A 24477-nucleotide genomic window follows, 5' to 3' on the forward strand; every position below is an offset into this window, starting at 1 on the left:
CAAACGCGGAGAGATCGACTGGTCCGCCCCCGCAGAAGCCATCACCCGCTACGACCTCACCTACCCCGCCGCCGGCACCAGCGGTAACTCCGGAGTCGACGCCTAACCCACCAACCCACCACCACGACGCCCCCCACACCACCCACCCACACACGGACGGGACAGTGCGGGGGCGCCGTCGTACCATGCAAACGCGTTAAACCTCGAAGACCGAACCCGCGGCGGGCTCGCCCTGACCCGTATTCGCGGACGCGCGCACCCCGCCTGCAACTCGACGCGGGGCACCCGCCCCGGCGTGCGGCGTCGTCGTCCGGGGACATCCCCCCGGACGGGCGAACGGCATGGACTACCCTCGACTCATGCCCTCCGACACCTCCGGCTCCGCCGCCCGCAAAGCACGCTCCACGCGCCGGGTGACCTGGCCGCTCCGCAGTCGGCAACAGGGCACACCGCACCCCAAGACGCTGGACAACCTCACGGCCAATCTAGGGCAGGTCTCGACCGTGGCAGTGCAGCGGTTAAGCACGTCCCTGCCGTGGTTCTCCCAGCTGCGCGCGGACGAACGCTCGGAACTCGGGCTGCTCGCCCAGCGCGGTATCGCGTCCTTCGTGCGGTGGTACGAGAACCCGCAGGAACCCGTGTGGGTGCTGACGGAGATCTTCAAGCAGGCCCCCACGGAACTGACCCGCTCCATCACGCTGCAGAACGCACTGCAGGTGCTGCGCATCGTCGTGGACGTGGTCGAGGAGAAGGTCCCCGAGCTCGCCCAGCACAACGACGAGGTGGCGCTGCGCGAGGCCGTGCTGCGCTTCTCGCGCGAGGTCGCCTTCGCCGCCGCGGACGTCTATGCCAAGGCCGCCGAGAACCGAGGCTCGTGGGATGCGAGGCTGGAATCGCTCGTGGTGGACGGGATCCTGCGCGGCGACCACTCCGACTCCATGCGCTCCAGGGTCTCCGCGCTCGGCTGGACCGACCAGGGGGACGTCACGGTCATGGTGGGCCCCGCGCCCGCCACCACCGGACCCGCCGGTGTGGAACGCATCCGGCGCGCGGCCGGCCGCCATGCCACGGAATGCCTCGTGGCCATCCAGACCGACCGGCTCGTACTCGTGCTCGGCGGGCTCCGAGACCGCATGCGTTCCCTGACCAAGCTCGCGGCGGTGTTCGGTGAGGGGCCTGTGGTCCACGGGCCCGCGGTGTCCTCCGTGTTCGAGGTCAAGGAATCGGCGGATCGCGCCCAGGCAGGATTGCGCGCCGCCGCGGCCTGGCCCCAGGCACCGCATCCCGTCTACTCCGAGGACCTGTGGCCCGAACGCGCCATCAGCGGGGACCCGCTCGCGCTGCGCTCCATGGTGGAGGCCGTGTGGGAACCGCTCTCGGCGTCCTCCACCGGACTCGTGGACACCCTCACCACCTACCTGTGCGTGGGGCACTCGCTCGAGGCCACCGCGCGCGAGCTGTTCGTCCACGCCAACACCGTGCGCTACCGGTTGCGCCGCGTCAGCGACATCACCGGGTGGGACCCCCTGCTGCCGCGGGACGCGTTCGTGCTGCACTGCGCCGTGCTCGCGGGCCGGCTGAACAGTCAGCCATGACATGGTCTTGTAGACCTCCCACAAAGCTCGTCCCCCAGGTTGGTGACACCGACCAGTCCGTGGCGCGGTCCACTCTTGGTGGAATGAACGGGTGATTGCAGTTGTCTGCCCCGGTCAGGGGTCCCAGAAGCCAGGTTTCCTTTCTGAGTGGTTGTCCGTTCCCGGAGTGTCCGACCACCTGAGCGAGCTGTCCGACGCCGCCGGGCTGGATCTCACGCACTACGGCACCCAGGCGGACGAGGAGACAATCAAGGACACCGCGGTGGCCCAGCCCCTCATCGTGGCCGCGGGTCTCGTGGCCGGGCGGCTGCTCGCGCCGAGCTTGGAGGACCGCTCCGACGTCGTCTTCGCGGGGCACTCCGTCGGTGAGATCACCGCCGCCGCGCTGTCCGGCGTGCTGAGCGAGGCGGACGCCATGCGGTTCGTGCGCGTGCGCGCCACGGAAATGGCCCGCGCAGCCGCCGTCTCCCCCACGGGGATGGCCGCGGTGCTGGGCGGTAAGCCAGACGACGTCGCTCAGGCCATCGCCGCCGTCGGCGCCACCGCCGCGAACGCGAACGGCGGTGGCCAGGTGGTGGCCGCCGGGACGATCGAGCAGCTCGACGCCCTCGCGGAGAACCCTCCGGCGCGGGCAAAGGTCATCAAGCTCAAGGTCGCCGGCGCGTTCCATACCGAGCACATGGCGCCCGCGCTGGAGCCGCTGCGTGAGCTCGTGCCGCAGCTGTCCCCGAATGATCCGAAGCACCCCCTGCTGAGCAATTTCGATGGTGCCCGGGTCGACGGCGGTGCAGCGGCCGTGGACTCGCTCGTGGAGCAGGTCTGCCGCCCGGTGCGGTGGGACGCGTGCATGGAGACCCTGGCCGAGCTGCAGGTCGAGCACATCGTGGAACTGCCGCCGGCCGGGGCCCTCGTGGGTCTGGCCAAGCGCGGGCTCAAGGGCGTGCCCGCAACCGCGGTCAACACACCGGAGGACCTGGAGACGGTGCGGAGTATTCTGAGCTGATAAGTGTGCGCACGCACCCGGACAACTCGTGAACTGCACCAGGTAAGGAGTCGGCCTCCCGTGGCGACCATCAAACAGAACACCCCCAACGCCCACACACGCATCCTGGGTATCGGCGCCTACCGCCCGTCCGAGATCGTGACCAATGACGACGTCTGTCAGTGGATCGAATCCTCCGACGAGTGGATCGTCAAGCGCACGGGCATCCACACCCGCCACCGTGCCCCGGCGGACGTCACCGTCCTGGAGATGGCCGAGCACTCGGCCCGCGAGGCACTCGAGAGCGCCGGTCTCACGGGTGAGCAGCTGGACACCATCATCGTGTCCACCGTGTCCTTCCCGTACCTCACACCTTCCCTCGCCGCCCAGCTCGCGGACCGCCTGGGGGCCACACCTGCGGCGGCCTACGACATCTCCGCGGCGTGCGCGGGCTACTGCTACGGCATCGCCCAGGCGGACGCGCTCGTGCGCTCCGGGGATTCCACCAACGTGCTGGTGATCGGCGTGGAAAAGCTCTCCGACGTCATCGACAACACCGAGCGTTCCATCTCCTTCCTGCTCGGCGACGGCGCCGGCGCCGTGGTCATCGGCCCGTCCGACGTCCCGGGGATCGGCCCGTCCGTGTGGGGTTCGGACGGATCCAAGTGGGACGCGATCCGTATGACCCACCCGCTCACCGACATCCGCACGGTCGAGAAGGGTGGCGAGCGGACCTTCGCCAAGGACCTCGCGGACCCGGAGACCGGTGAGATGCGCCCGGACGCCACCATGTGGCCCACCCTGCGCCAGGACGGACCCACGGTCTTCCGGTGGGCCTCGTGGGAGGGAGCCCGCGTGGCCAAGGAAGCCCTCGAGGCCTCCGGGCTCGAGCCCGAGGACCTCGCGGCATTCGTGCCCCATCAGGCGAACATGCGCATCATCGATCAGATGGCCAAGGTGCTCAAGCTGCCCGACTCCGTGATCATCGCCCGGGACATCGCGGAGGCCGGTAACACCTCCGCGGCGTCCATCCCGCTGGCCACCCACCGCTTGCTCGCGGAGCACCCGGAACTGTCCGGGAAGCCCTCCCTGCAGATCGGTTTCGGGGCGGGTCTCGTGTACGGCGCCCAAGTGGTGCTGCTGCCCTGATCCCACCCGTGGCGTGCCGTAGGGTTAGACCGCACACCTCTTGTCCACGGACCGTTCGAGCACTCGGGCGGTCCGCACGGTAGTTCTCCCGAACCCCGTGCTCACCCAGTAAGGTCGCGCACCGCGACTATAAGGAAAGGAAGCCGATATGGCGAGCAAAGACGAAATCCTGGCCGGCCTGGCAGAAATCGTGAACGAAGAGACCGGCCTCGAGACCGACGCCGTGCAGCTCGACAAGTCCTTCACCGAGGATCTGGACATCGACTCCATCTCCATGATGACCATCGTGGTCAACGCCGAGGAGAAGTTCGACGTCACTATCCCGGACGAAGAGGTCAAGAACCTGAAGACCGTCGAGGACGCCGTCAACTTCATCGACAACGCCCAGGACTGATCCCCGGGTGTCAGGTGACGTGCCCTCCAGCGCGAGCGGGGCACGTCACCTCACGTCACACCAGGCGGCCGACCGAGCAAGCCCTGGAACATCTGCGACCCCGGACACGAGGAAGTGCACAACATGTCCCGCAAAGTAGTCGTCACCGGCCTGGGTGCCATCACTCCCATCGGTGAGAACGTCCAGGAGACCTGGCAGAACGCCCTCAAGGGTGTCTCCGGTGTCCACGCTCTGGAACAGGAGTGGGTGGAGAAGTACGACCTCCCTGTGCGCATCGGCGCCACCTCCCCCAAGCCGTCTGAGGATGCCGTGTCCCGGGTGCAGGCCAAGCGTCTGGACCCCTCCGGTCAGCTGTCCGTGGCAGCGGCTCGTGAGGCGTGGACGGACGCCGGTTTCTCCGGCGCCGACGCCGACTCGAGTGACGAGTTGGACCCCACCCGCGTGGGCGTGGCGTTCGGTACCGGTATCGGCGGTGTGTGGACCCTCCTGGATGCGTGGGACACCCTGCTCGCCAAGGGGCCCCGCCGCGTCAAGCCCATGACCGTGCCCATGCTCATGCCCAACGGCAATGCGTCCTCGGTGAGCATGGAGTTCAAGGCCCGCGCGTGCGCGATCACCCCGGTCTCCGCGTGTGCATCCGGCACCGAGGCGTTCTTCCAGGGTCTGAATCTGATCCGCTCGGGCAAGGCGGACGTGGTGATCGTGGGCGGCGCCGAGAGTGCGATCCACCCCATGACCATTGCCGCGTTCAACTCCATGCAGGCCCTGTCCCGGCGCAACGACGATCCGCAGCGCGCCTCCCGCCCGTTCGACGTGGACCGCGACGGGTTCGTCATGGGTGAGGGTGCCGGTGCCGTGGTGCTCGAGTCCGAGGAGCACGCGAAGGCCCGCGGCGCGCGGATCTACGCCGAACTGGCGGGTGCGGGTCTCAGTGCCGACGCCCACCACATCACCGCTCCCGCCACCGGGGATGAGGGCGGACCCGCCCGCGCGCTGCGTGAGGCCATGGAGTCCGGGGACATCGCCCCCTCGGACATCAAGCACGTCAACGCGCACGCGACCTCTACCCCCGTGGGCGACATCCCCGAGGCTGGCGCACTGCGCTGCGCATTCGGGTCCGCCGTGGACGACATGGCCGTGTCCGCGACCAAGTCCATGATGGGTCACCTGCTCGGTGGTTCCGGAGCCGTGGAGGGTGTGCTCACCGTCCTGGCCCTATCCGAGCGCAAGGCCCCGTGCACCATCAACCTGGAGAACCAGGACCCCCGGATCGATCTGGACGTGGTGACCACCGCCCGGAATCTCCCCGGTGGGGACATGGTCGCGATCTCCAACTCCTTCGGTTTCGGCGGGCACAACTCGGTGGCGGCGTTCCGCTCCCTGTAGCGGGCGCCCACCCCAGCGACGAACCCCGGTGGCCCACCCTGTGGAGGTGGGACACCGGGGTTCGTTCGTGCTCCGCAACGGATTCGGAGCGAGAGTTCTGAGGTCGGAAACTTGTAGGTACGGGTGGCACCCATCGGGGGTCCCCGGGTAGGTCACCCACCACGTCACGCCGCATCGGTAACGCCTTTCCGGGGCGAGCCGCGTCATCCGGCGGGTCTACCGACGGGCGGCTATCTGGCGGGGGTCATCCGACGCGATGCAGCCACCGCACGGGTGCGCCCTCGGCGGCGTGACGGAACGGTTCCAGCTCCTCGTCCCAGGCCTCCCCCAGTGCCAGCGAGAGCTCCGCGACCACGGCGGAGGGGTCCCCACGGGAGGCCTCGAACGCGAACCGGATCCGGTCCTCGCTCACGCAGATGTTCCCGGCGACGTCCGTGGTCGCGTGGAAGATCCCCAGATCCGGCGTGAAGGACCACCGGGAGCCGTCGTTACCGCGGCTCGCGTTCTCGGTCACCTCGAACCTCACCCGCCCCAGGGTCCGGAGCGCGGAGGCGAGCAGCGCCCCCGTGCCTGCGCGGCCGGACCACTCGAGTTCGGTGCGCACGCAACCGGGCTCGGCGTTCTGCGGTGTCCACTGTAGATCCGTGCGCTGTCGCGAGACGGATTCCAGAGCCCACTGGATGTGGGGACACAGCGCCTGCGGCGCGGAGTGCACGTACAGCACACCCCGCGTAGTGGGTGAAGACATAGCCTGTTCCTCCGTTGTGTAGGTACGTCTTCCCCAACGTCCTGCTCGGAGGCCCCGGTCTATGTGTTTCGGCGCCCGTATGAAGTTGTCCGGTCGGTGTTCGGCGACCTGATGTACACACCCTCGCGGATTCGAGGCCGCGGGGGTGGCTCATTCCGTTTCATTGTCCAGCAGGGCTACTCACCGGTCAACCCGAATCACTGCTCGCGCTGAAATGTCAAGCTCGCGGATGCGCTTGGGAGTAGGCACGTTTGAGCCGCTCCACGGACACATGGGTGTAGATCTGGGTGGTGGCCACGCTCGCGTGCCCCAGCACTTCCTGCACGGTGCGCAGGTCCGCTCCCCCGTCCAGCAAGTGGGTCGCAGCGCTGTGCCGCAGGCTGTGCGGCCCACGGGCGGTGGTGTCCGGAATGGTCTCCAACGCACGGGCCACGACCCTGCGGGCCACCCGGGCGTCGATCCGGGCACCGCGGGCCCCGACGAAGACGGCGTCACCCGCTTCGGGTGCCGCGAGCTCCGCGCGCCGATGTCCCCACAGGGCCAGCGCCTCCCCCGCGCTCTCCCCGTACGGGACCCGGCGTTGTTTGTTGCCCTTGCCCGTGACCGTGAGGACGTGGTTCACGGCGTCCACGTGGGACCCGTCGAGGGACACGAGCTCGCTGATCCGAGCGCCCGTGGCGTAGAGCAGTTCGAGCAGTGCCCAGTCGCGCGCCGCGAGCGCTGCCGCGTGAGCGTCGTCGTGCCCGCCGAGGGCGACGTCCCCGAGGTCGTCGAGCATGTCGTTGAGTGCCGTGGCGCCCACGACGTCCGGGAGGTGCTTGGCGGGGCGCGGCCCGCGCAACCCCGCGGCCGGGTCGTGACGCAGCCCCTGGGTGTCCACGGCCCAGCGGAAGAACGTGTGCACGGCCGCGATCCCCCGGGACAGGGAACTACGGGCGAGTCCTCGGTGGTGGCGCTGGGCGAGCCAGCCGCGCAGGGTGTCCCGGTCCAGCAGGTCCATGGCGTCGATCCCGTGGTCCCGCATCCAGTGCGAGAGGTCCGAGACGTCGTTGACGTAGGAGCGCACGGTGTGGTGGCTGCGGGACCGCTCGAGGCTCAGGTACGCCCGGAACTGCGGGAGGTAGGCCTCGAGCGGCCCGGGCGGGGTATCCTTCGCCCCTGCTGCCGGTGTCCCCTGCGCGCCCGACGACGCCGCGTGCTCAGGTTCCCGTTCGACCGTCCGGTCTTTTACTGCGCCCATGCGGCGAGCCTACCCGCCGCCATCCGAGCAGCGAGTCCGCGGCCAGTCCGGCGTCACGGAGCCTTACGAGACCCGTGAGCACCTCCCCCGGGCTCAACCCGGACACCGCGCACAGGTGGGACGGGTCCGCGTCGGTGCGCAGGGGCAGCGCGTCGAACAAGCGCAACAACGTGGGATCCAGGCCGTCCTCGGGGCGCTCGTCACGGGTACTCGCCGCCCGGTGTGCATCCTGGGCCACCGCATTGCCCAGGGGCTCCACGAGTTCCAGGAGCTCGGCGGCATTGCTCACGAGCACCGCGTGATCGTCGCGGATGAGGCGATGGCAGCCCGCCGATCCTCCCACGAGAACGTCCCCCGGGACCGCGGCGACCTCCCGCGAGAGCCCCGCTGCGTGGCGTGCGGTGTTGAGCGATCCGGAACGCCACGCCGCCTCCGTGACCACCGTGGCTCGCGTGAGGGCCGCGATGATGCGGTTGCGCTGCAGGAACCGGTAGCGCGCGGGAGCACAGCCCAGGGGAACCTCACTCAGCACCACTGACCGCTGCGTGATGTGATGCAGCAGGTCCGCGTTGCCCGCCGGGTAGAACCGATCCACACCGCACGCCAGAACGGCGATCGTGGCCCCATCCTCGGTGCCTGCTTCAAGGGCGGCCGTGTGCGCCACGGCGTCGATCCCGTACGCGCCGCCCGAGACCACACACCAGTGGGCAGCGGCCAGTTCATGGGCCATCTGTCGGGTCACCGCGGCCCCGTAACCGCTCGCGTTGCGTGCGCCCACAACGGCCACACTGCGATCCAGCCGGGACAGCGCCTCGCGATGACCCCGGCCCCACAGGACCAGCGGGCGCTGCAGGCCCAGGTCGTCGAGCTGCGCGGGCCACCCCGGATCCTCCGGGATGAGTGTCCACGCACCGATCTGTTCGGCGTGCCGGGCATCCACGCGGGGCTCCGGGACGGGCAGCCGCGAGCGCCAGGCCGCGAACCGTTTGAGGAGATTCGGGACCGACGAGTCCGGGGCCAGCTCCTCGGTGGCCTTGCGATAAACGGAACACAGAGCGGGACTGGGGGCCTGCAATTCCACGATGCTGCGCCACAACAGTTCAGGGCCTAGGGCTGCCAGCAGGATCAAGCCCGCGGTGTCGCCGGGTTCGATGATGCGCGATAAGCGCACGCGGCACGCCCGGACGGCGTGGTATGGATCGCCAGGGGTGCCGACCGCGGCAGTGTCCCCCGCGGTTGCCCCTAGATCCGTCATATTGCCGCGGCGGTCCGGCCCGGCGGGGTGGTGCTCTGTCGAGCTGCCGTAGCTTTCAGACCCGGCGGGGTGGTGTTCCGTCATGTCGTCACCGTCGTCTTGAAGTAGAGGGCCAGCTGCACGTGCTCGGGGCTGGGAACCGTGGCCCCGGCCAGATCCGCCAGGGTCCAGGCAACACGCAACACCTTCACGAATCCACGGGCCGTCAGGGTCTTGTTGTCCATGGCGGCCTTGAGCGGTAGCACGGATCGAGTGCCCGGTGACAGGGTACGATGCAACAGTGAACCGGGAACCGCGCTGTTCAGTCGGCACCCCCAGCGGCGCAGCCGCTCCTCCTGGGCGGCCCGGGCGGTCGCAACCCGCTCCGCGACGGCTGCGCTGTCCTCGGGGGTCCGGCCGTGGCCCCCGCTGAGCTCGTGGTAGGTCACGGCGGGGACCCGCAATTGCAGATCCACACGGTCGAGCAGGGGCCCGGACAGTTTGCCGAAATACCTGCGGCGCTGCACCGCCGTGCATGTGCATGCCTGGTCCGTGCCGCCCGCGTTGCCACACGCACACGGATTCGCCGCCAGGACCAATTGGAAATGCGCGGGATAGTGGGCCACGGATTGTGCCCGGGCGATCGTGACCGTTCCCGATTCGAGCGGTTGCCGCAGGGCGTCCAGCACCCGGCGGTCGAACTCAGGGGCCTCGTCCAGGAACAATACGCCCCGGTGCGCCAGGGAAATGGCCCCGGGCCGTGGCATCCCGCTGCCTCCGCCACACAGCGCGGGCATGGTGATGCTGTGGTGTGGGGCCTGGAACGGGGGCCGCCGTATGAGAGACGAACACACGTCGTCGCCTCGCAGCGAATGCACGGACGTGACCTCCAGGGAGTCATCGTCCGCGAGGTCCGGCAGGATCCCCGGCAACCGTTCCGCGAGCATCGTCTTGCCCGCTCCCGGTGGACCCACCATTAGGAGATGATGTCCACCGGCGGCGGCGATCTCGAGCGCTTGACGCCCTTCGACCTGCCCCACCACGTCCCGCAGGTCTGGCACGGCCGTTCCGTCCGGCTCCTGCGGGTTCCCGCCGTCCGGCGCGCTCTCGGCCCGTGACGACGTCGCACGGGCCAGCAACGTAGGATCCGCTCCGTGGGCGACGAGCAGCTGCGACAGGTGGGCGGCGGAACTCACGTCCGCGCCGGCCACCAGCTCGGCCTCCGCCCGATTGGCTTCGGCGACGACCACTCGGGGATACCCCGCCCGCACCGCTGCCAACACGGCGGGCAGGACACCGCGCACCGGACGCAGGGAACCGTCCAGACCGAGCTCGGCGTAGAACACCGTGTCCGGCGGCACCCGCACCACTCCCTGGGCGCTGAGCACCGCCATCACGACCGCGACGTCGAAGTGCGACCCCCGCTTGGGGAGCGTGGCCGGGGAGAGGTTCACCGTGATCTTGCGCGGTGCGAGGGCGGCCCCGGCATGGCGCGCGGCCGAACGGATCCGCTCCTTGGACTCGTTCACCGCTTGATCGGGCAGGCCGATGATCGTGAACGCCGGCAGTGACTGGCCGATGTCCGCCTCAACCTCCACCACGTGCCCCGCCAACCCGACCAGCGCCACACTGCGGCTGCGCGCGAACCCGTTCACGAGCCACGTCCGGACCATGGGTTGGCGCTGCACGTCACCGAATCTCGAATCATGGGTCCAGCGTTCCCGCCCGGGCCGCCGGGCCCTAGCACAGCCCAGCAGTGTGCAGCCCAGATGCCGCGGCCCTAATGCGGAAATGAACTGGCCAGACGGGCGAGGCACGACTCGAGAGACCCGGTGGAACACGATCACCCGCGGAGGCCCCTAACAGCGCCGACACGGCGGACCCGTGACCCGGCCGGGCGCAGCAGACTACGTCGCGAGGCGCCCCTGAACAGAACCGTGTACCGGGGCGAATCCCAACGAACGGCCCACTAGAGAGCAGCGGGCGCGGGGTCCTCCAGGGGCACGGGGACGGCAATTGCCGGGTCCGTGTCCTCGACGGGCAGCACGTCGGTGGGAACCGACACCGGTACCACGGAGACGGCGCTGTCGGGAAGCTCCGTGACCGGGGCTCCGGCCCGCAGTTCCAGGTTCATGGGACCGAGCTGTAGGTCCTGCGACTCCGCCGGGGCTGCGGGCTCCAGGGATCCCGGGCCCGGAATCCCCGGATCCGGGTCCACGGGGTCCGGGATCACCGGTGCTGGCACCGTGGGCACCGTGGGCACCGTGGGCACCGAGACGATGGGATCGGTCACCGCCGGGTGGGGCGAGACGGAGGTGTCGGGCGCGGGTACCGGCGGGATCGGGATCGTGGGCGCCGGGCTGGGAGGCATGGGACCGCCCGGATCGGGATTCACCGGCGGGATCCCTCCCGGATCCGGGAGAACGGGCGCTCCGGGGTCCGGAACCGCGGGCGCACCCGGATCCCCGGGCACCTCAGGGGTGTCCGCGGTGGGCGGTGCCGAGGGTTCGGGGACGTCCGGAGCGGGGACACCGGGAGCAGCCGATTCCGCGGGGGCATCGGGGCTCGCACTCTCCCTTGCGCCGTCCGATCCATTCCCGCTGCCCGATTGTCCGCCGCCCGCGGGCCCGTTGCCGCTCGGGGTGTCATCGGTGTCCTCGGGCTGGGCACGCACGGGGGTGACTTCCCGGTTACCGATGGAGGGGATCAGCTCGAGGCTCTCGAAGCTCTCCGGAACACGGGAGATGTCCCCCACGAGGATGTTCGTACCGCGCTCGCCCACGGCGATGTCCCCCGCGGCGGTCCGGTCCGCATCCTCGATGCGATTCTTGAGGTGCCGGGCCTCGTGCTCGGTCAGTGGCGACCCGTCATGGGCGCGGTACTGGTCCCCGGACGTCCGGGGCCGCCACCGGTCCAGGGCCCGTGAGACGTTCTCCAGTTGGTAGGACCCGCCGTCGGGGGCCTTGAGGATCATGCGACTCACCGACACGGGGGAATCTCCCCGTTCGTTGTCGATCTCCACGGTGGCGTACGTCGCGCGTTTGACGCGGGCATCCTTGCGCAGTTCGTCGAGTTCAGGATCGGGGATCTCCCGCGCGGGGAGCGTGATGCGCACGGACGCCCCGTTGGGGAGGTTCGCCCGGAAGATCCCGGCATGCAGACCCCGGTCACCCGCGGCTGAGGTGGCACACGCGGAGGCGTCGGATCCGGCGGGCGGCTCCTCGTCCGCGCACGAGACGAGCATCAGCGAGGCGGCCGCGGCCAATGCCGTGGCCGACAACACGTGAGGAAGCCACGCCGGACTCTTCATGCGTCCCCCGATCGCCGAGCCTTTGTACTCATCCCACAAAATACCGTGGCACGGGGAGGGGGAAATTCATAATGCTCTCGGTGACGACCCGGAGTGTGACTCCCCGGTGGAGGTCGGCGGCGAACGGGCCCCGTGGCACGGATCGCGCGGATGCCTCACAACCAGCCGAGGGAGCCTATGTGTTCCACGCGCGGGGTACCGCCGCGGGGCCAGTGGACCGCCACGACGTCCACGCCGGGGATCTCGACAGCCCTGTGTTCCCTGGCCCAGGCGCGCGCGAGGACGTGCAGTCGCCGCAGCTTCTCCCACCCCACGGCCTCCGCGGGATGTCCGAAGTCCCCGCCCGAGCGCGTCTTGACCTCGAACACGGTCACGGTTCCCTGTCGCTCGGCGACGACGTCCAGCTCACCGCGGGGCGCCCCGGGCCCAACGGCGGGGCGCCAGTTCCGGTCCAGGATCCGCCAGCCCGAACGCTGCAACAGGTCCGCGATCAGTTCCTCCCCCGCCCTCCCCAGGCTCACATGGGCCGCGACCGGGGCGTCGGGCGGGGCAGTGTCGGGCGGGGCGGTGTCGGGCGGAGCGGTGCCCGGGCGACCGGAATTGCGTGGCACATGGGCAGATGTGGAAGTCGTCATGGACCCACTGTGATGCGCGACGACACTCCTGGCCATGGCCGGGGCGCGCCTGTGCAGGGCGGATCCGCCCAGGACGCGCTATGGGCCCTCGAGTACCAGGCCCCCATCTCACCTGCGAAGGAATGCGGGTGACCAGCGGACTACCGCGCGCCCAGGTTCCAACTGAGCCGGTGCTGCGGCGTGGTGCCGTGTTCGAGCAGCGCCGCGCGATGCACAGCACTGCCGTAGCCCTTGTTGGACTCCCACGCGTACACGGGGAACTCGCGGCCGAGCGAGACCATGAGTTCGTCGCGCTCCACTTTCGCCAGGATCGACGCGGCCGCCACGCTGACACAGTGCGCATCGGCCCGGACGAATGTGCGCACGACCGGCGGCAACGCGGCGTCGTCGGCGTCCTGCCCCAGCACCGGGGGTGCGTCCAGCCAGTTGTGGGAACCGTCCAGGATCAAGGCATCGACGCGCGTGCCGTGTGCGGCCACGGTGGCCAGTGCCCGGAGCCCGGCCAAGCGCAGCGCGGCGGTGACACCGAACTGGTCGATCTCCCGCGGTTGCGCGTGCCCCACCGCGGTGCCCACGGCCCACGCCGCGATCGTGCGCGCGAGGGCCGCACGCCGCGCTGGACTCAGGGCCTTGGAGTCACGCACGCCGTGCCACGGCGGCGGGTCCGACGGCGCTCCCCCGATCATCCGTTCGAGGTCCAGGACCGCGAGGCCCACGCTCGCGGGGCCCGCGAGGGCTCCCCGGCCCACCTCGTCCATTCCGGCCACGAAGCGGTGCCCGGCGCGCGCGAGTTCCGTTTCCAGTTCGAGCGTGGGCACGGTGCGCGGCGTCGCGGGGCTCACTGCCCGCCGGCCGCGGGGACGTCCTGGAACACCTCGGCGGGGTTGTGCAGGAACTGGAAGCGATCGAGCGGCCACGCGATCACGAACGCGGTGCCCACGACGTCGTCCTCGCTCACGAACCCGGTGCCGGTGGCGATGTGGTAGCGGGAATCGGCGGAGGCGTTGCGGTGGTCACCCAGCACGAACAGCTTGCCGTCGGGCACGGTGACGTCGAACGAGATGTCGGACGGCGCTGCCCCGGGGTACAAGTAGGGCTCATCGAGCACCTCGCCGTTGACCGTGACCCGCCCGGACGCGTCGCAGCACGTCACGTGATCCCCGCCCACGCCGATCACGCGCTTGACCAGGGCCTGCTGGCTGCTGTCGGGGATCAGGCCCACGAACTCGAGCGCGCCGCGCGCGGGGTTGGCCGCGGTCCGGGGCGCCTCGGGCAGCCAACCCTGGGTGTCCTCGAAGACCACGATGTCGCCGCGGTCGATGTTGCCCGTGCGGCCGTCCAGCACGTTGACGAAGATCCGGTCGTTGAGTTCCAGGGTCTGTTCCATGGACCCGGAGGGGATGAAGAAGCCGCGGATCAGGAAGGTCTTGACCAGGAACGCGATGAGGAGCGCAAGGGCCACCACGATCAGGATCTCCTTGACCGCGCCCCACCCGGTCGTGGGCTCCTTGGCGCCCCGGCGGCCGCGGCGCCGTGCGCCGGATTCGCTCGCCCGCGCGTCCCGGGGTGCCGCCGCGCCGCCGGGGTCGCGCTGCGGTGCGGGCTCACCCGGTCCGCGAACGCCCTCGACACCTGATCCATGCTGCTCAGCCACTACGCATTCCTCTTCTCGGGTCCCACGGACACGGTTGCGTGTTCGCGCGCGGAAGCTTGCTCGGCGACGTCGCTCGCGCCCGGGGTGCCGCCCGCGCGGGGGGTGGGCGGGGCGGGGCGGAGCACCGAGACCGTCACTCCCGCAGTGTACGGGCACGCTCCGGGGGCCACACGACACGCTCGGCGGTGCCCACGATGCGTTCGGTGCGGATCAGGCCGCCGCCCGGCGAGCCCAGCAGCGATCGGGAGTCCACGGACACGCTGCGGTGGTCACCCATGAGCCACACTCGTCCTTCGGGCACGTGCACCGTGAACGGGATCCGGGACGGCTCGTCCCCGGGGAAGACGTAGTCCTCGTGTTGTGGCCGGCCGTTGACGGTGACCAGTCCGCCCGCGGTGCAGCAGGACACTGTGTCCCCTGCGACCCCGATGACCCGCTTGACGTACGCGGTGTCTGAACCGGTGACGCCCAGCCAGCGGCCCAGGGTGTGGGCGACCTGCTGGTGCCACGGGTCCGTCGAGTGCAGCGGGTCCAGGGAACCGCGGCCGTCGAAGACCACCAGCTCGCCCCGAGCGACGTCGTTCCCCGAGACGAGTTTGTCCACCAGCACCCGGTCCCCGCCCTGGAGCGTGGGCTCCATGGAATCGGAACCGACCCAGTAGACGTCCGCCACGAAACCGCGCACGACCGAGGCCAGGACGAAGGCCGTGAGCAGGGCGATGGCCACGACCCACAACCACCACCGGCGCGTGGAAACGGGCCGTTTCACGGCGGAGGACCCGGCAGATGCCGGGCCCTCCGCGTGTTCCGTGTGCTGTGGCACCCGGTGAGTCTTACTTGCTCGATGCGCTCGAGTCGCGCTTCTCGCGGATGCGAGCAGCCTTACCGTGACGATCGCGCATGTAGTACAACTTGGCACGGCGCACGTCGCCGCGGCTCACGAGCTCGATCTTCTCGATGATCGGGGAGTGCACCGGGAAGGTACGCTCCACGCCCACACCGAAGCTGACCTTGCGCACGGTGAAGGTCTCGCGCACGCCGGAGCCCTGACGGCCCACGACGAAGCCCTTGAACACCTGAACACGGGAGCGGTTGCCTTCCACGATGTTCACGTGCACGTTGAGGGTGTCACCGGCACGGAAGTCCGGGACGTCGTTGCGCAGCGACTTGGCATCAAGCTGGTCAAGAATGTTCATGACATAACTCCTCGTGATCGCCGCAGGTCTCCCACGTGTGGTCCGCGTGTCACCCCGCGCGGGGTGGCATCGCTCCAGGATCCGGGACGGAACTTGGGATGGCCGTGCCGGGTGGTGCGTCGTTGGTCGCTCTCCCCCCTGCGGCAGGGGCGTGCCCGACGCACACACAGCGCTCTATTATGCCATATCCGGCGTGCCTTCCGCGGCCGCGTGCCCGCCGTCACGGCGCCACGATCCACCCGTCACGTGGAAGCCGGTCTCGGCGAGCACCGCGAGGTCCGCCCTGTCCAGCTGTGCGGGGTCCAGGGCCAGGATCATGTCCGGGCGGCGCTGCGCGGTGCGCGAGAGTTGCTGGTCCCGCCGCCACCGTTCGATCCGCCCGTGGTGACCGGACAGCAGGATCTCGGGCACGGCCCGCTCCCGCCACACCGCGGGTTTCGTGTACACGGGGTACTCGAGCAGCCCGCCCGTATGGGACTCCTCGGCCAGTGATTCCGGATTGCCGATCACGCCGGGGATCAACCGCGTCACGGCCTCGACCATGGCGAGCACGGCGACCTCCCCCCCGTTGAGCACGTAGTCGCCCAGGCTCAGGGGGCGCACCCGCACCTCGGTCCGAGCGTTGTCGATGAAGCGCTCGTCGATCCCCTCGTAGCGCCCGCACGCGAAGATCAGGTGCTCCTCCGCTGCCAGTTCGTACGCGATCCGCTGCGTGAACACCTCCCCCGCCGGGGACGGGACCACGAGCACGGGTGCCGCGGAGTGTTTCCCGACGGTCAAGGACGACGTTGCGGCACCCGGCTCTGTGGTCTGCGCAGGGTCCGTCACGACAGCCGGTACCGCGGTCTTCGGGGCCTCCGGTGCGGTCCGAGCGGACGACGACGCCGCGGCGTCGCCCCCTGCGCGCACCACCGACTCGAGGGCGAGCGTCCATGGCTCGGGCTTCATAACCATGCCCGCGCCCCCGCCGTAGGGGGTGTCGTCCACGGTGCGGTGCCGGTCGGTGGTGAAGTCGCGGGGATCAGTGACCGCGAGGTGGAGGACCCCGTCCGTGACGGCCTTACCGATCAGTGACAGGTTGAGGGGCTGCAGGTACTCAGGAAAGATGCTCAGCACGTCGATGCGCACGGTTCACTCCGCTTCCGCGAGCTCGAGCAGGCCCGGGGGTGGGCTCACCAGCACGACGCCCGCGTCCAGGTCCACCTCGGGGACGATTTCTTCCACGAACGGGATGAGCACGGGCCGCCCGCCGCCGTCCGGGGTGATCTCCAACAGGTCCTGGGCGGCACCCTGGATCAGCGCCTTGACCGTCCCGATCCGGGCGTCCTCCCGTGTGATGTCCACCGCCGTGAGACCCAGCAGGTCGTCCTGGTGCCACTCGTCGTCGTCGAGCTCGAGGTCCGCGGCCTCCGCGAACAGTTCGAGACCCCGCGCGGCCTCCGCCGCGGTGCGGTCCTCGATCTCCTCGAAACGCGCCACCAGCACGTTCTTGTTCCACCGGGAACCGCTCACGGTCACGTGCTCGAGCTGCGGGGAGCCGGCCCCGGCCGGTGCATTGCCCTCGCCCCTGCCCCGCTCACGGGCGGGCTGCACCTCGAGCACGGAGCCCGGGGCGAACCGCGCCCGCGGGTCGTCCGTGAACAACTCCACCGTGACTTCTCCCCGCACCCCGTGCGGTTTACCGATCCGGGCTACCCGAACGCTCATGGCATCTCCTCGTGGCGACTCGTGCTGTGTGGGGCCCGCACGCTACCGCGCGGGCAACGACCACGGCCCCCGCTCCTCGGTGCGAGGAACGGGGGCCGTGATACGTGTGTCTCGTGTGTTCGCGTCAGCGACGCCGGTCGGTGTCGACCACGTCCACGCGAACGTTCTCGCCGGAAGCCAGTGCCGAGACCACGGTGCGCAGGGCCTTGGCCGTGCGTCCCGATCGCCCGATCACGCGACCCAGATCGTCCGGGTGCACTCGCACCTCGAGCGTCTGACCGCGCCGGCCGTCGCGGGAGCGCACCGACACGTCGCCGGGGCTGTCCACGATGCCACGGACCAGGTGCTCGAGCGCTTCGGCGAGCATGCTCACTCTGCCTTCTCGGCGTCGTCCTCCGTGGCCGCGGTCTCCTCGGCGGGAGCTTCCTCGGCCTTGTCGGCCTTGGCGGTGATGGCCTCGGGGATGATCACGGAACCGTTGTCCGGGGCCACGAACTCGGCCTTGGCCTCGGGCTGCTTGAGGGTGCCCTCGGCGCCCGGCTCACCCTTGAACTTCTGCCAGTCACCGGTGATCTTCATGAGGGACAGCACGGCCTCGGAGGGCTGCGCACCCACACCGAGCCAGTACTGCACGCGATCCGACACCAGGTTGATGTACGAGGGGTGCTCGGTGGGCTGGTACACACCGACCTCTTCGATCACGCGACCGTCGCGCTTCTTGCGGGAATCCACGACGACCACGCGGTAACGAGGGTCACGCATCTTACCCATACGCTTGAGACGAATCTTGACTGCCACTTGTGTGGTTACTCCTGTTTCGAATGGAATCGGACATCGCACACACCTGCCCGTGGGGCGGGCCGTGAGTGGATTTCCTGTGGACGCGACAGCACGCGCGGTGAGAGGGTCCGCACGGGTCGAGTACCCGACCATTGTGCCATACGTGTCAAACCGAGGGCGGTCGGGGCGAACGCGTCAGCGGTTCTTGCGTGCGCGCACCGAGGCCCACAGGGCGGCTTGGAGGGCGGCGTCCGTGAACAGCGCCGCCGACGCCGAACCGAGCACGGCGGCACGGGGTCCCCCGCGGGCTGCGAGACCCGCGAGCCCTGCGCCGAGGGCGATCTCCGCTCCCCCGATCGCGAGCAGCAGTCCCGGCCTGCGCACGTAGGCCCGCTGGATCCGGGACAGCACGTCCCCGCCGCTGGGCTCCACGCTCGCGGCGGCCAGCATGGACAGACCCAGGGGCCGGGGCTCGAAGTCCGAGACACCGTCGACCTCGTGCAGCTCGCGCTGGGACTCCACGAGCTTCGCGGCCACGGTGGGTAGGCCGAGCAGCTGCAGGACGGATTCCAGTAGCAGCCCCGAGCTGGGCGTGCGCGCGTAGTTCTCGAGCCGGGCCGTGGCGGCGGCGTCCAGCTCGGTCAGGGACGCGATGAACTCCACCGTGGTCAGCATGCGGGCCTCGGCGGTGCCCGCGGCGGGCGACGACGCGGCGTCGTCCGCGCCCGCGGCGCTGGCGGTATCGGGGGCGCCGCTGAAATCCAAAGCGCCGTTCGTGTCCTGCGCGTCACGCGCGGGCTGGGCCGTGGGCACCGGGCTCGCCTGCCCCCGGAGCGCTTCGAGGGCGAGGTCGGTCGCGGACTCCGCGGGTTCCCAGCGCAGCGTGGAATCGTCCGCGATCCGCGCGAACTGGGCACTCCACGACTCACGAGCGTTCAACGAGTTCACGGGTGGGTAGATCCGCAAGCTGCGGCTCTCCCCGTCCGAGGAGATCAGGACGGCTACCGCGTCAGGGTCCGCGGCCGCAGCGAGGGCCCCGGGGTCCAACTCGTCCGGGACCAGCACGACTGACCAGCCGTTGCGCGCGAGCGCCGTGAACCTGGTCCCCAGAGCGGTGGCGATGAACGGCAACTGCGGGGCGTCCGCGTGCACGATCAGCGCGGTGCGCGGCGCGGCACTCATGCGCGCCGGCCGCCGTCCATGACGCGTTCGACCACGGTCCCGGAGCGCAAGGCCTCCAGAGCCGCGCGGATGTGCTGCGCCAGGCCGGAGCTCAGCACGGTCTCAAGCTCCTCGGGGGCCACCCACCGGTACGAGAGCAGTTCCTCCTCCTGCACCGTGATGGGGGTGTCGGAGGGGATTTGCCCGCCGTCGTAGAGGAAGGACACGGAGTCCCCCCACATGCCCATGCCCACGCCGTGGCTCACCGCGAGCAGCCGCCCGCCCTCGAGGTGCAGGCCGACCTCCTCCACCACTTCGCGGAAGCACCCGGTGCGGGGATCCTCCCCCGCCTCCACGGTCCCGCCGGGCAGGGTCCAGTCGTCCTTGTAATTGGGTTCGACCGTGAGCACGCGACCGCTCTCGTCCCGGATGATCGCGGCGGACGCGAGCCGCCGGGTGGGCAGCGACGCGATGAAGCTGCGCAGTTCGTCGTCGGGGAGGTATGAACCCATGTCCGCCTACTTTCCGAGGAATTTCTCGAAGCCCTTGGGCAGGTTCAGCGACTCGGCGTCCAGGTCCTTGCCCTGGGCACCGAACGCGCTGCCCGGCGCCGCCGGCTTCTGACCGGAGGCGAGTGCCGCGTTCTCCTGCGCGCGCTTGGCGGGGTTGCCGGAGCGCGAGCTCTTCTTCTTGGACTTGCCCTTCTTGGCAGCACCCCCGCCGGCGCCGCCCATCCCGGGGATGCCGCCGGGCATCCCGGGAACGCCCTTGCCTTGGGCCAGGCGCTTCATCATCTTCTGCGCCTGGGCGAAGCGCTCCATCAGCTGGTTGACCTCGGAGACCGAGACGCCGGACCCCTTCGCGATGCGCGCGCGGCGCGAGCCGTTGATGATCTTGGGGGCCACGCGCTCGTGCGGGGTCATGGAGCGCACGATGGCCTCCACGCGGTCGATCTCCCGCTCGTCGAAGTTCTCGAGCTGCTCGCGCATCCCGGCGGCGCCGGGCATCATGGCGAGCATCTTCTTCATGGACCCCATCTTGCGCAGCTGCTGCATCTGCGCGAGGAAGTCCTCGAAGGTGAAGTCCTCCTGATCGGTGAACTTCTTGGCCATCCGCTCGGCCTCGGTCTTGTCCCACTGTCGCTCGGCCTGCTCGATGAGCGTGAGGACGTCACCCATGTCCAGGATGCGCGAGGCCATCCGGTCCGGGTGGAACTGCTCGAAGTCCCGCACGCCCTCGCCCGTGGACGCGAACATGATGGGCTTGCCGGTCACCGCGCGGACGGACAGGGCCGCGCCGCCGCGGGCGTCGCCGTCAAGCTTGGAGAGCACCACGCCGGTGAAATCCACGCCCTCATCGAACGCCTTGGCGGTGTTCACGGCGTCCTGACCGATCATTGCGTCGATGACGAACAGGACCTCGTCCGGGTCCACGGCGTCGCGGATGTCGCGCGCCTGGTTCATCAGCGCCTGGTCGATGCCCAGGCGTCCGGCGGTGTCGACGATCACGACGTCGTAGAGCTTGGAGCGGGCGAAGTCGACGCCGTCGCGGGCCACCTTCACGGGATCCCCCGTGGGGTCGTCGAACTCCGAGGTGGCGCCGGGCTCCGGGGCGAAGACCGGTACCCCGGCGCGCTGACCCACGACCTGCAGCTGGGTGACGGCATTGGGGCGCTGGAGGTCGGAGGCCACGAGCACGGGCTTGTGGCCCTGGTCCGTGAGCCACTTGCCAAGCTTGCCGGCCAGGGTGGTTTTGCCCGCACCCTGCAGGCCCGCGAGCATGATCACCGTGGGCCCGGTCTTGGCGAGGTTGATCCGCCGGGTCTCGCCGCCGAGGACGTTCTGCAGCTCCTCGTTGACGATCTTCACGACCTGCTGGCCGGGGTTCAGCGCCTCGGAGACCTCCGCGCCGAGCGCGCGCTCCTTCACGATCGCCGTGAACTCCCGGACCACGGGCACGGCCACGTCCGCCTCCAGCAGGGCCCGGCGGATCTCCCGGACGGTGGCATCGACATCGGCCTCCGAGAGCCGGCCCTTGCCGCGCAGGTTCTTGAAGGTCGCTGTGAGCCGGTCGGACAGTGAATTGAACACGGGGTGGTCGCTGCTTTCGTCTGACAACGGATGAATTCAGTGTCCCAGGTTAGCAAGCGAAGCCCCGCCCGGTCGCCCGGACGGGGCCTGTGCCGACGACGTCGCGCGCGACCTCAGAGCGCGACGTCACCCAGTTCGCCGGTGCTCACGCGCACGGTGTTCTCCACGGGAGTGACCCACACCTTGCCGTCCCCGGGTTCGCCCGTGCGTGCGGAGGTCACGATGACGTCCACGAGGTCCTGGACCTCGCCGTCCTCCACGACCGTCTCGATGCGCACCTTCTCGAGGAGGTCCACCGTGTACTCGGCACCGCGGTAGACCTCACGGTGCCCGCGCTGGCGGCCGTAGCCGTGGACGGTCAGCACGGTCATGCCCTGCACGCCGTATCTCTCCAGGGCGTCTTTGACGTCACTGAACTTCTCGGGTCGCACCACTGCGGTGATCAGCTTCACTGGTTGTCTCCTTTGCTGGCGGCGGGCACGGGGGCTTCGGCGGTCCCGGGCAGGGGCCGCGCGGGGGCTTGCCCGGCGAAGTAGCCGGTGGCCTCGTCCTTCAGCGAGTACGCAGACTCCGCGTGCTGGGTGAGGTCCACGCCGATGACCTCGTCCCGGCGGGTGATCCGCAGCCCCATCGTGGCCTTCAGGACAAGCCCGATGACCAGCGTGAGGACGCTGGTGTAGAGCGTCACGAAGAGGGTCGCGGCGAGCTGGGTGCCCAGCAGGCCCCAGCCACCACCGTAGAACAGCCCGGCCCGGCCCTCGGAGGGGATCGCCAGGAAGCCCAGTGCCACGGTGCCGACGATGCCGGAGACCAGGTGCACGCCGCACACGTCCAGCGAGTCGTCCAGGTGGATCCGGTACTTCAGGCCCACGGCGATCGCGGAGCACGCACCGGCCACGGCGGAGAGCAGGATCGCGCCGAGCGGGGTCACGTTGGCGCACGCCGGGGTGATGGCCACGAGCCCGGCGACGACGCCCGACGCCGCACCCAGCGACGTCGCGTGCCCGTCCCGGATGCGCTCGGTGAGCAGCCAGGCCAGCATGGCCGCAGCCGGGGCCACGAGCGTGTTGGTCCAGATCAGGGCGGCCTGCTCCACGGTGGTTGCGGCGCCGGCGTTGAAGCCGAACCAGCCGAACCACAGGATGGCCGAGCCGAGCATCACGAGCGGCAGGTTGTGCGGGCGCTGGCCCGAGTCGCGGCCGAAGCCGCGGCGGGCGCCGATGAGCAGGATGAGCACCAGCGCCGCGATACCCGCGTTGATGTGCACGGCGAGCCCGCCGGCGAAGTCGATCGGCTCGCCGAAGATCCGGCCCAGGGCGCCGTCCTCGGAGAACAGCCCGTCACCCCACACCATGTACGCGAGGGGGAAGTAGACCAGGGTGACCCACACGAGCGTGAAGACCACCCACGTGCCGAACCGGGTGCGGTCCGCGATCGCGCCGGAGATCAGGGCCACGGTGATGATCGCGAACGTCACGGAGAAGTCTGAGGACAGCAGATCCTCAGTGCCCATCAGGCCGTGCAGACCGAAGTGCGCGAACGGATCCGCGGTGAGGCCGCCCAGCACCGGGTCCCCGGCGAGCATGGAACCGCCCCACAGCACCCACACGACGCCCACCACGCCGAGCGCGGCGAAGCTCATCATCATCATGTTCAGCACACCCTTGGCGCGGGTCATGCCTCCGTAGAACAGTGCAAGTCCGGGGGTCATGAAGAACACCAACCCCGCGGCCACCACGGTCCACACGTGTCCGGCGGTCAACTCCACCCGGATCACCTCGTCCCTGTCTCGTGTCGGCACAGCCTTTGCGCCTCTTGCACACAGTCAACGGGGCGGGTGTTACCGCGACGGCGCGGGTTCGTGACGCCGGTGTTTCACGTCACGTCCGCGTGTGACGATCGTGTTAACTCCTCAGGTGCCGGTGTCGATGCCGGTTCCAGTGCAGTGCCAGGGGCCAGTGCACGTGCCGGTGCCCCGACGTCGATGGCGCCCACTCCCACGAAGGGGGCGGGTGCCGTCGACGTCGCGAGAGGGAGCAGGCTCAGTCGATGATCGCGTCCACGAACTGCTCGGCGTTGAAGGGTGCGAGGTCGTCCGGGCCCTCGCCGAGACCGATCAGCTTGACGGGCACGCCCAGGCCGCGCTGGATGGCGACCACGATCCCTCCCTTGGCGGTGCCGTCCAGCTTGGTGAGCACGATGCCGGTGATGTCCACGGCCTGTGCGAAGACCTTCGCCTGGGTCATGCCGTTCTGCCCGGTGGTCGCGTCGATCACGAGCAGCACCTCGTCCACCTCGGCGGCCTTCTCGATCACGCGCTTGACCTTGCCGAGCTGGTCCATCAGACCGGCCTTGTTCTGCAGCCGGCCAGCGGTGTCCACGAGGACCACGTCCGCCTCTTGGTCGATGCCGGCCTTGACGGCATCGAACGCCACCGAGGCGGGGTCCGCGCCCTCCTGTTCGGAGCGCACCGTGGGCACGCCCACGCGGGCTCCCCAGGTCTCGAGCTGGTCAGCCGCGGCCGCGCGGAACGTGTCCGCCGCGCCGAGCAGGACGTCCTTGTCCTCGGCCACGAGCACGCGCGCGAGCTTGCCGACCGTGGTGGTCTTGCCCACGCCGTTGACACCCACCACCAGGACCACCGCGGGCTTGCCCGGGGCGGACTCGGTGCGCAGGGAACGGTCCAGGGTGGGGTCCACGAGCGCGAGCATTTCTTCACGCAACAGGGACTTCAAGTGCGCGGGGTCCTTGGTGCCCTCGACCCGCACGCGCTTCTTGAGGTTCTCCACGAGCTCGCGGGACGCGTCCGTGCCGAGGTCCGCCATGAGCAGCGTGTCCTCGATCTCGTCCCACGTGTCCTGATCGATGCGTTCGCGGGACAGCAAGACCAGCAGACCCTTGCCGAGCATGGTGTTGGACTTGGCCAGCCGTCCGCGCAACCGGGTCAGGCGCCCGCGGGCGGACTCCGGGCGTTCGAGGGTGCTGACCGGTCTGTCCTCGACGAGGGTGTCGCCCTCGGTCTCCGGGACGTCGTCCAGGTCCCGGGTGTCCGTGTAACCTCCCCGCGGTGCCTTGGGTCGGCGCAGCAGCAGGATGCCGAACACCACGAGCAGCACCACCACCGCGGTGACAATGAGTATCCACATCAGGTCAGTCGTGATCACCCTCCTAATGTCCCATAAACTGCAGGGCGTGTCCCGCCCCGATCCCCGCGAC

General features: G+C 69.8%; 25 protein-coding genes. 5 read left to right on the forward strand and 20 right to left on the reverse strand.

Annotated features, from left to right (window positions below; all coding sequences use genetic code 11):
* The first annotated feature begins 359 nt into the window (after window positions 1–359).
* The 5 genes from A5728_RS05665 to A5728_RS05685 all read left to right on the forward strand — a co-directional run bounded on the left by A5728_RS05665 (window position 360) and on the right by A5728_RS05685 (window position 5506).
* The gene (locus A5728_RS05665) at window positions 360–1595 is read left to right on the forward strand and encodes a CdaR family transcriptional regulator (RefSeq protein WP_064846116.1); all 1236 of its coding nucleotides are present in this window, start codon (window positions 360–362) and stop codon (window positions 1593–1595) included.
* Window positions 1596–1686: 91 nt separating this feature from the next.
* The gene (locus A5728_RS05670) at window positions 1687–2598 is read left to right on the forward strand and encodes an ACP S-malonyltransferase (protein WP_064846117.1); all 912 of its coding nucleotides are present in this window, start codon (window positions 1687–1689) and stop codon (window positions 2596–2598) included.
* Window positions 2599–2658: 60 nt separating this feature from the next.
* Complete coding sequence (locus tag A5728_RS05675) at window positions 2659–3726, forward strand: beta-ketoacyl-ACP synthase III (RefSeq protein ID WP_064846118.1); 1068 nt, start codon at window positions 2659–2661, stop codon at window positions 3724–3726.
* Between the two features lie 148 nt (window positions 3727–3874).
* Entirely contained in the window at window positions 3875–4120 is a 246-nt protein-coding gene (locus A5728_RS05680) for an acyl carrier protein (protein ID WP_035964527.1), read from the forward strand.
* Window positions 4121–4243: 123 nt separating this feature from the next.
* The gene (locus A5728_RS05685; RefSeq protein WP_064846119.1) at window positions 4244–5506 is read left to right on the forward strand and encodes a beta-ketoacyl synthase; all 1263 of its coding nucleotides are present in this window, start codon (window positions 4244–4246) and stop codon (window positions 5504–5506) included.
* A 244-nt stretch (window positions 5507–5750) separates the two neighbouring features.
* Here the strand turns inward: A5728_RS05685 and A5728_RS05690 are convergent, their stop codons facing one another.
* From A5728_RS05690 to ftsY, 20 genes are all read right to left on the reverse strand, one after another.
* Window positions 5751–6254 (reverse strand): DUF3145 domain-containing protein, encoded by a 504-nt coding sequence (locus tag A5728_RS05690; RefSeq protein WP_064846120.1) that lies wholly within the window; start codon window positions 6252–6254, stop codon window positions 5751–5753.
* Window positions 6255–6471: 217 nt separating this feature from the next.
* A complete protein-coding gene (locus A5728_RS05695; RefSeq protein WP_082943266.1) occupies window positions 6472–7494 on the reverse strand; it encodes a tyrosine recombinase XerC in 1023 nt (340 codons plus the stop codon).
* Window positions 7454–8665 (reverse strand): DNA-processing protein DprA, encoded by a 1212-nt coding sequence (gene dprA / locus A5728_RS05700; protein ID WP_064846121.1) that lies wholly within the window; start codon window positions 8663–8665, stop codon window positions 7454–7456. Before dprA ends, A5728_RS05695 begins: the two co-directional genes overlap by 41 nt.
* Before the next feature lie 164 nt (window positions 8666–8829).
* The gene (locus A5728_RS05705; protein ID WP_064846122.1) at window positions 8830–10401 is read right to left on the reverse strand and encodes a YifB family Mg chelatase-like AAA ATPase; all 1572 of its coding nucleotides are present in this window, start codon (window positions 10399–10401) and stop codon (window positions 8830–8832) included.
* Window positions 10402–10697: 296 nt separating this feature from the next.
* Window positions 10698–12038, reverse strand: a complete 1341-nt coding sequence (locus A5728_RS05710; protein WP_064846123.1) for a hypothetical protein — start codon at window positions 12036–12038, stop codon at window positions 10698–10700.
* A 155-nt stretch (window positions 12039–12193) separates the two neighbouring features.
* Window positions 12194–12673, reverse strand: coding sequence for a YraN family protein (locus A5728_RS05715; protein ID WP_082943268.1), 480 nt, complete (start codon window positions 12671–12673; stop codon window positions 12194–12196).
* A 140-nt stretch (window positions 12674–12813) separates the two neighbouring features.
* Complete coding sequence (locus A5728_RS05720; protein WP_231885532.1) at window positions 12814–13491, reverse strand: ribonuclease HII; 678 nt, start codon at window positions 13489–13491, stop codon at window positions 12814–12816.
* 20 nt (window positions 13492–13511) lie between these two features.
* Window positions 13512–14327 (reverse strand): signal peptidase I, encoded by an 816-nt coding sequence (gene lepB, locus A5728_RS05725; protein WP_064846125.1) that lies wholly within the window; start codon window positions 14325–14327, stop codon window positions 13512–13514.
* Between the two features lie 133 nt (window positions 14328–14460).
* Window positions 14461–15150 carry a signal peptidase I gene (gene lepB / locus A5728_RS05730; protein ID WP_082943269.1) on the reverse strand — a complete coding sequence of 230 codons (690 nt, stop codon included), beginning with the start codon at window positions 15148–15150 and terminating at the stop codon, window positions 14461–14463.
* A gap of 10 nt (window positions 15151–15160) precedes the next feature.
* Window positions 15161–15523 (reverse strand): 50S ribosomal protein L19, encoded by a 363-nt coding sequence (rplS, locus tag A5728_RS05735; protein WP_064846126.1) that lies wholly within the window; start codon window positions 15521–15523, stop codon window positions 15161–15163.
* 177 nt (window positions 15524–15700) lie between these two features.
* A complete protein-coding gene (gene trmD / locus A5728_RS05740; RefSeq protein WP_064846127.1) occupies window positions 15701–16651 on the reverse strand; it encodes a tRNA (guanosine(37)-N1)-methyltransferase TrmD in 951 nt (316 codons plus the stop codon).
* Window positions 16652–16654: 3 nt separating this feature from the next.
* A complete protein-coding gene (gene rimM / locus A5728_RS05745; protein WP_064846128.1) occupies window positions 16655–17230 on the reverse strand; it encodes a ribosome maturation factor RimM in 576 nt (191 codons plus the stop codon).
* Between the two features lie 124 nt (window positions 17231–17354).
* Window positions 17355–17597, reverse strand: a complete 243-nt coding sequence (locus A5728_RS05750; protein ID WP_064846129.1) for an RNA-binding protein — start codon at window positions 17595–17597, stop codon at window positions 17355–17357.
* A 2-nt stretch (window positions 17598–17599) separates the two neighbouring features.
* A complete protein-coding gene (rpsP, locus tag A5728_RS05755; RefSeq protein WP_064846130.1) occupies window positions 17600–18028 on the reverse strand; it encodes a 30S ribosomal protein S16 in 429 nt (142 codons plus the stop codon).
* A gap of 177 nt (window positions 18029–18205) precedes the next feature.
* Complete coding sequence (locus A5728_RS05760; RefSeq protein WP_064846131.1) at window positions 18206–19192, reverse strand: hypothetical protein; 987 nt, start codon at window positions 19190–19192, stop codon at window positions 18206–18208.
* A complete protein-coding gene (locus tag A5728_RS05765; protein WP_064846132.1) occupies window positions 19189–19683 on the reverse strand; it encodes an NUDIX hydrolase in 495 nt (164 codons plus the stop codon). The genes A5728_RS05760 and A5728_RS05765 overlap by 4 nt, the downstream gene beginning before the upstream one ends.
* A gap of 6 nt (window positions 19684–19689) precedes the next feature.
* Window positions 19690–21261, reverse strand: coding sequence for a signal recognition particle protein (gene ffh, locus A5728_RS05770; protein WP_064846133.1), 1572 nt, complete (start codon window positions 21259–21261; stop codon window positions 19690–19692).
* Window positions 21262–21374: 113 nt separating this feature from the next.
* Entirely contained in the window at window positions 21375–21713 is a 339-nt protein-coding gene (locus A5728_RS05775) for a P-II family nitrogen regulator (protein ID WP_064846134.1), read from the reverse strand.
* Complete coding sequence (locus tag A5728_RS05780; protein ID WP_231885533.1) at window positions 21710–23029, reverse strand: ammonium transporter; 1320 nt, start codon at window positions 23027–23029, stop codon at window positions 21710–21712. The genes A5728_RS05775 and A5728_RS05780 overlap by 4 nt, the downstream gene beginning before the upstream one ends.
* A gap of 274 nt (window positions 23030–23303) precedes the next feature.
* Entirely contained in the window at window positions 23304–24407 is a 1104-nt protein-coding gene (ftsY, locus tag A5728_RS05785; RefSeq protein ID WP_197493105.1) for a signal recognition particle-docking protein FtsY, read from the reverse strand.
* Window positions 24408–24477: the final 70 nt, after the last annotated feature.

The organism is Kocuria sp. ICS0012, from assembly GCF_001665945.1.
Taxonomy (GTDB): Bacteria; Actinomycetota; Actinomycetes; order Actinomycetales; family Micrococcaceae; genus Kocuria; species Kocuria marina.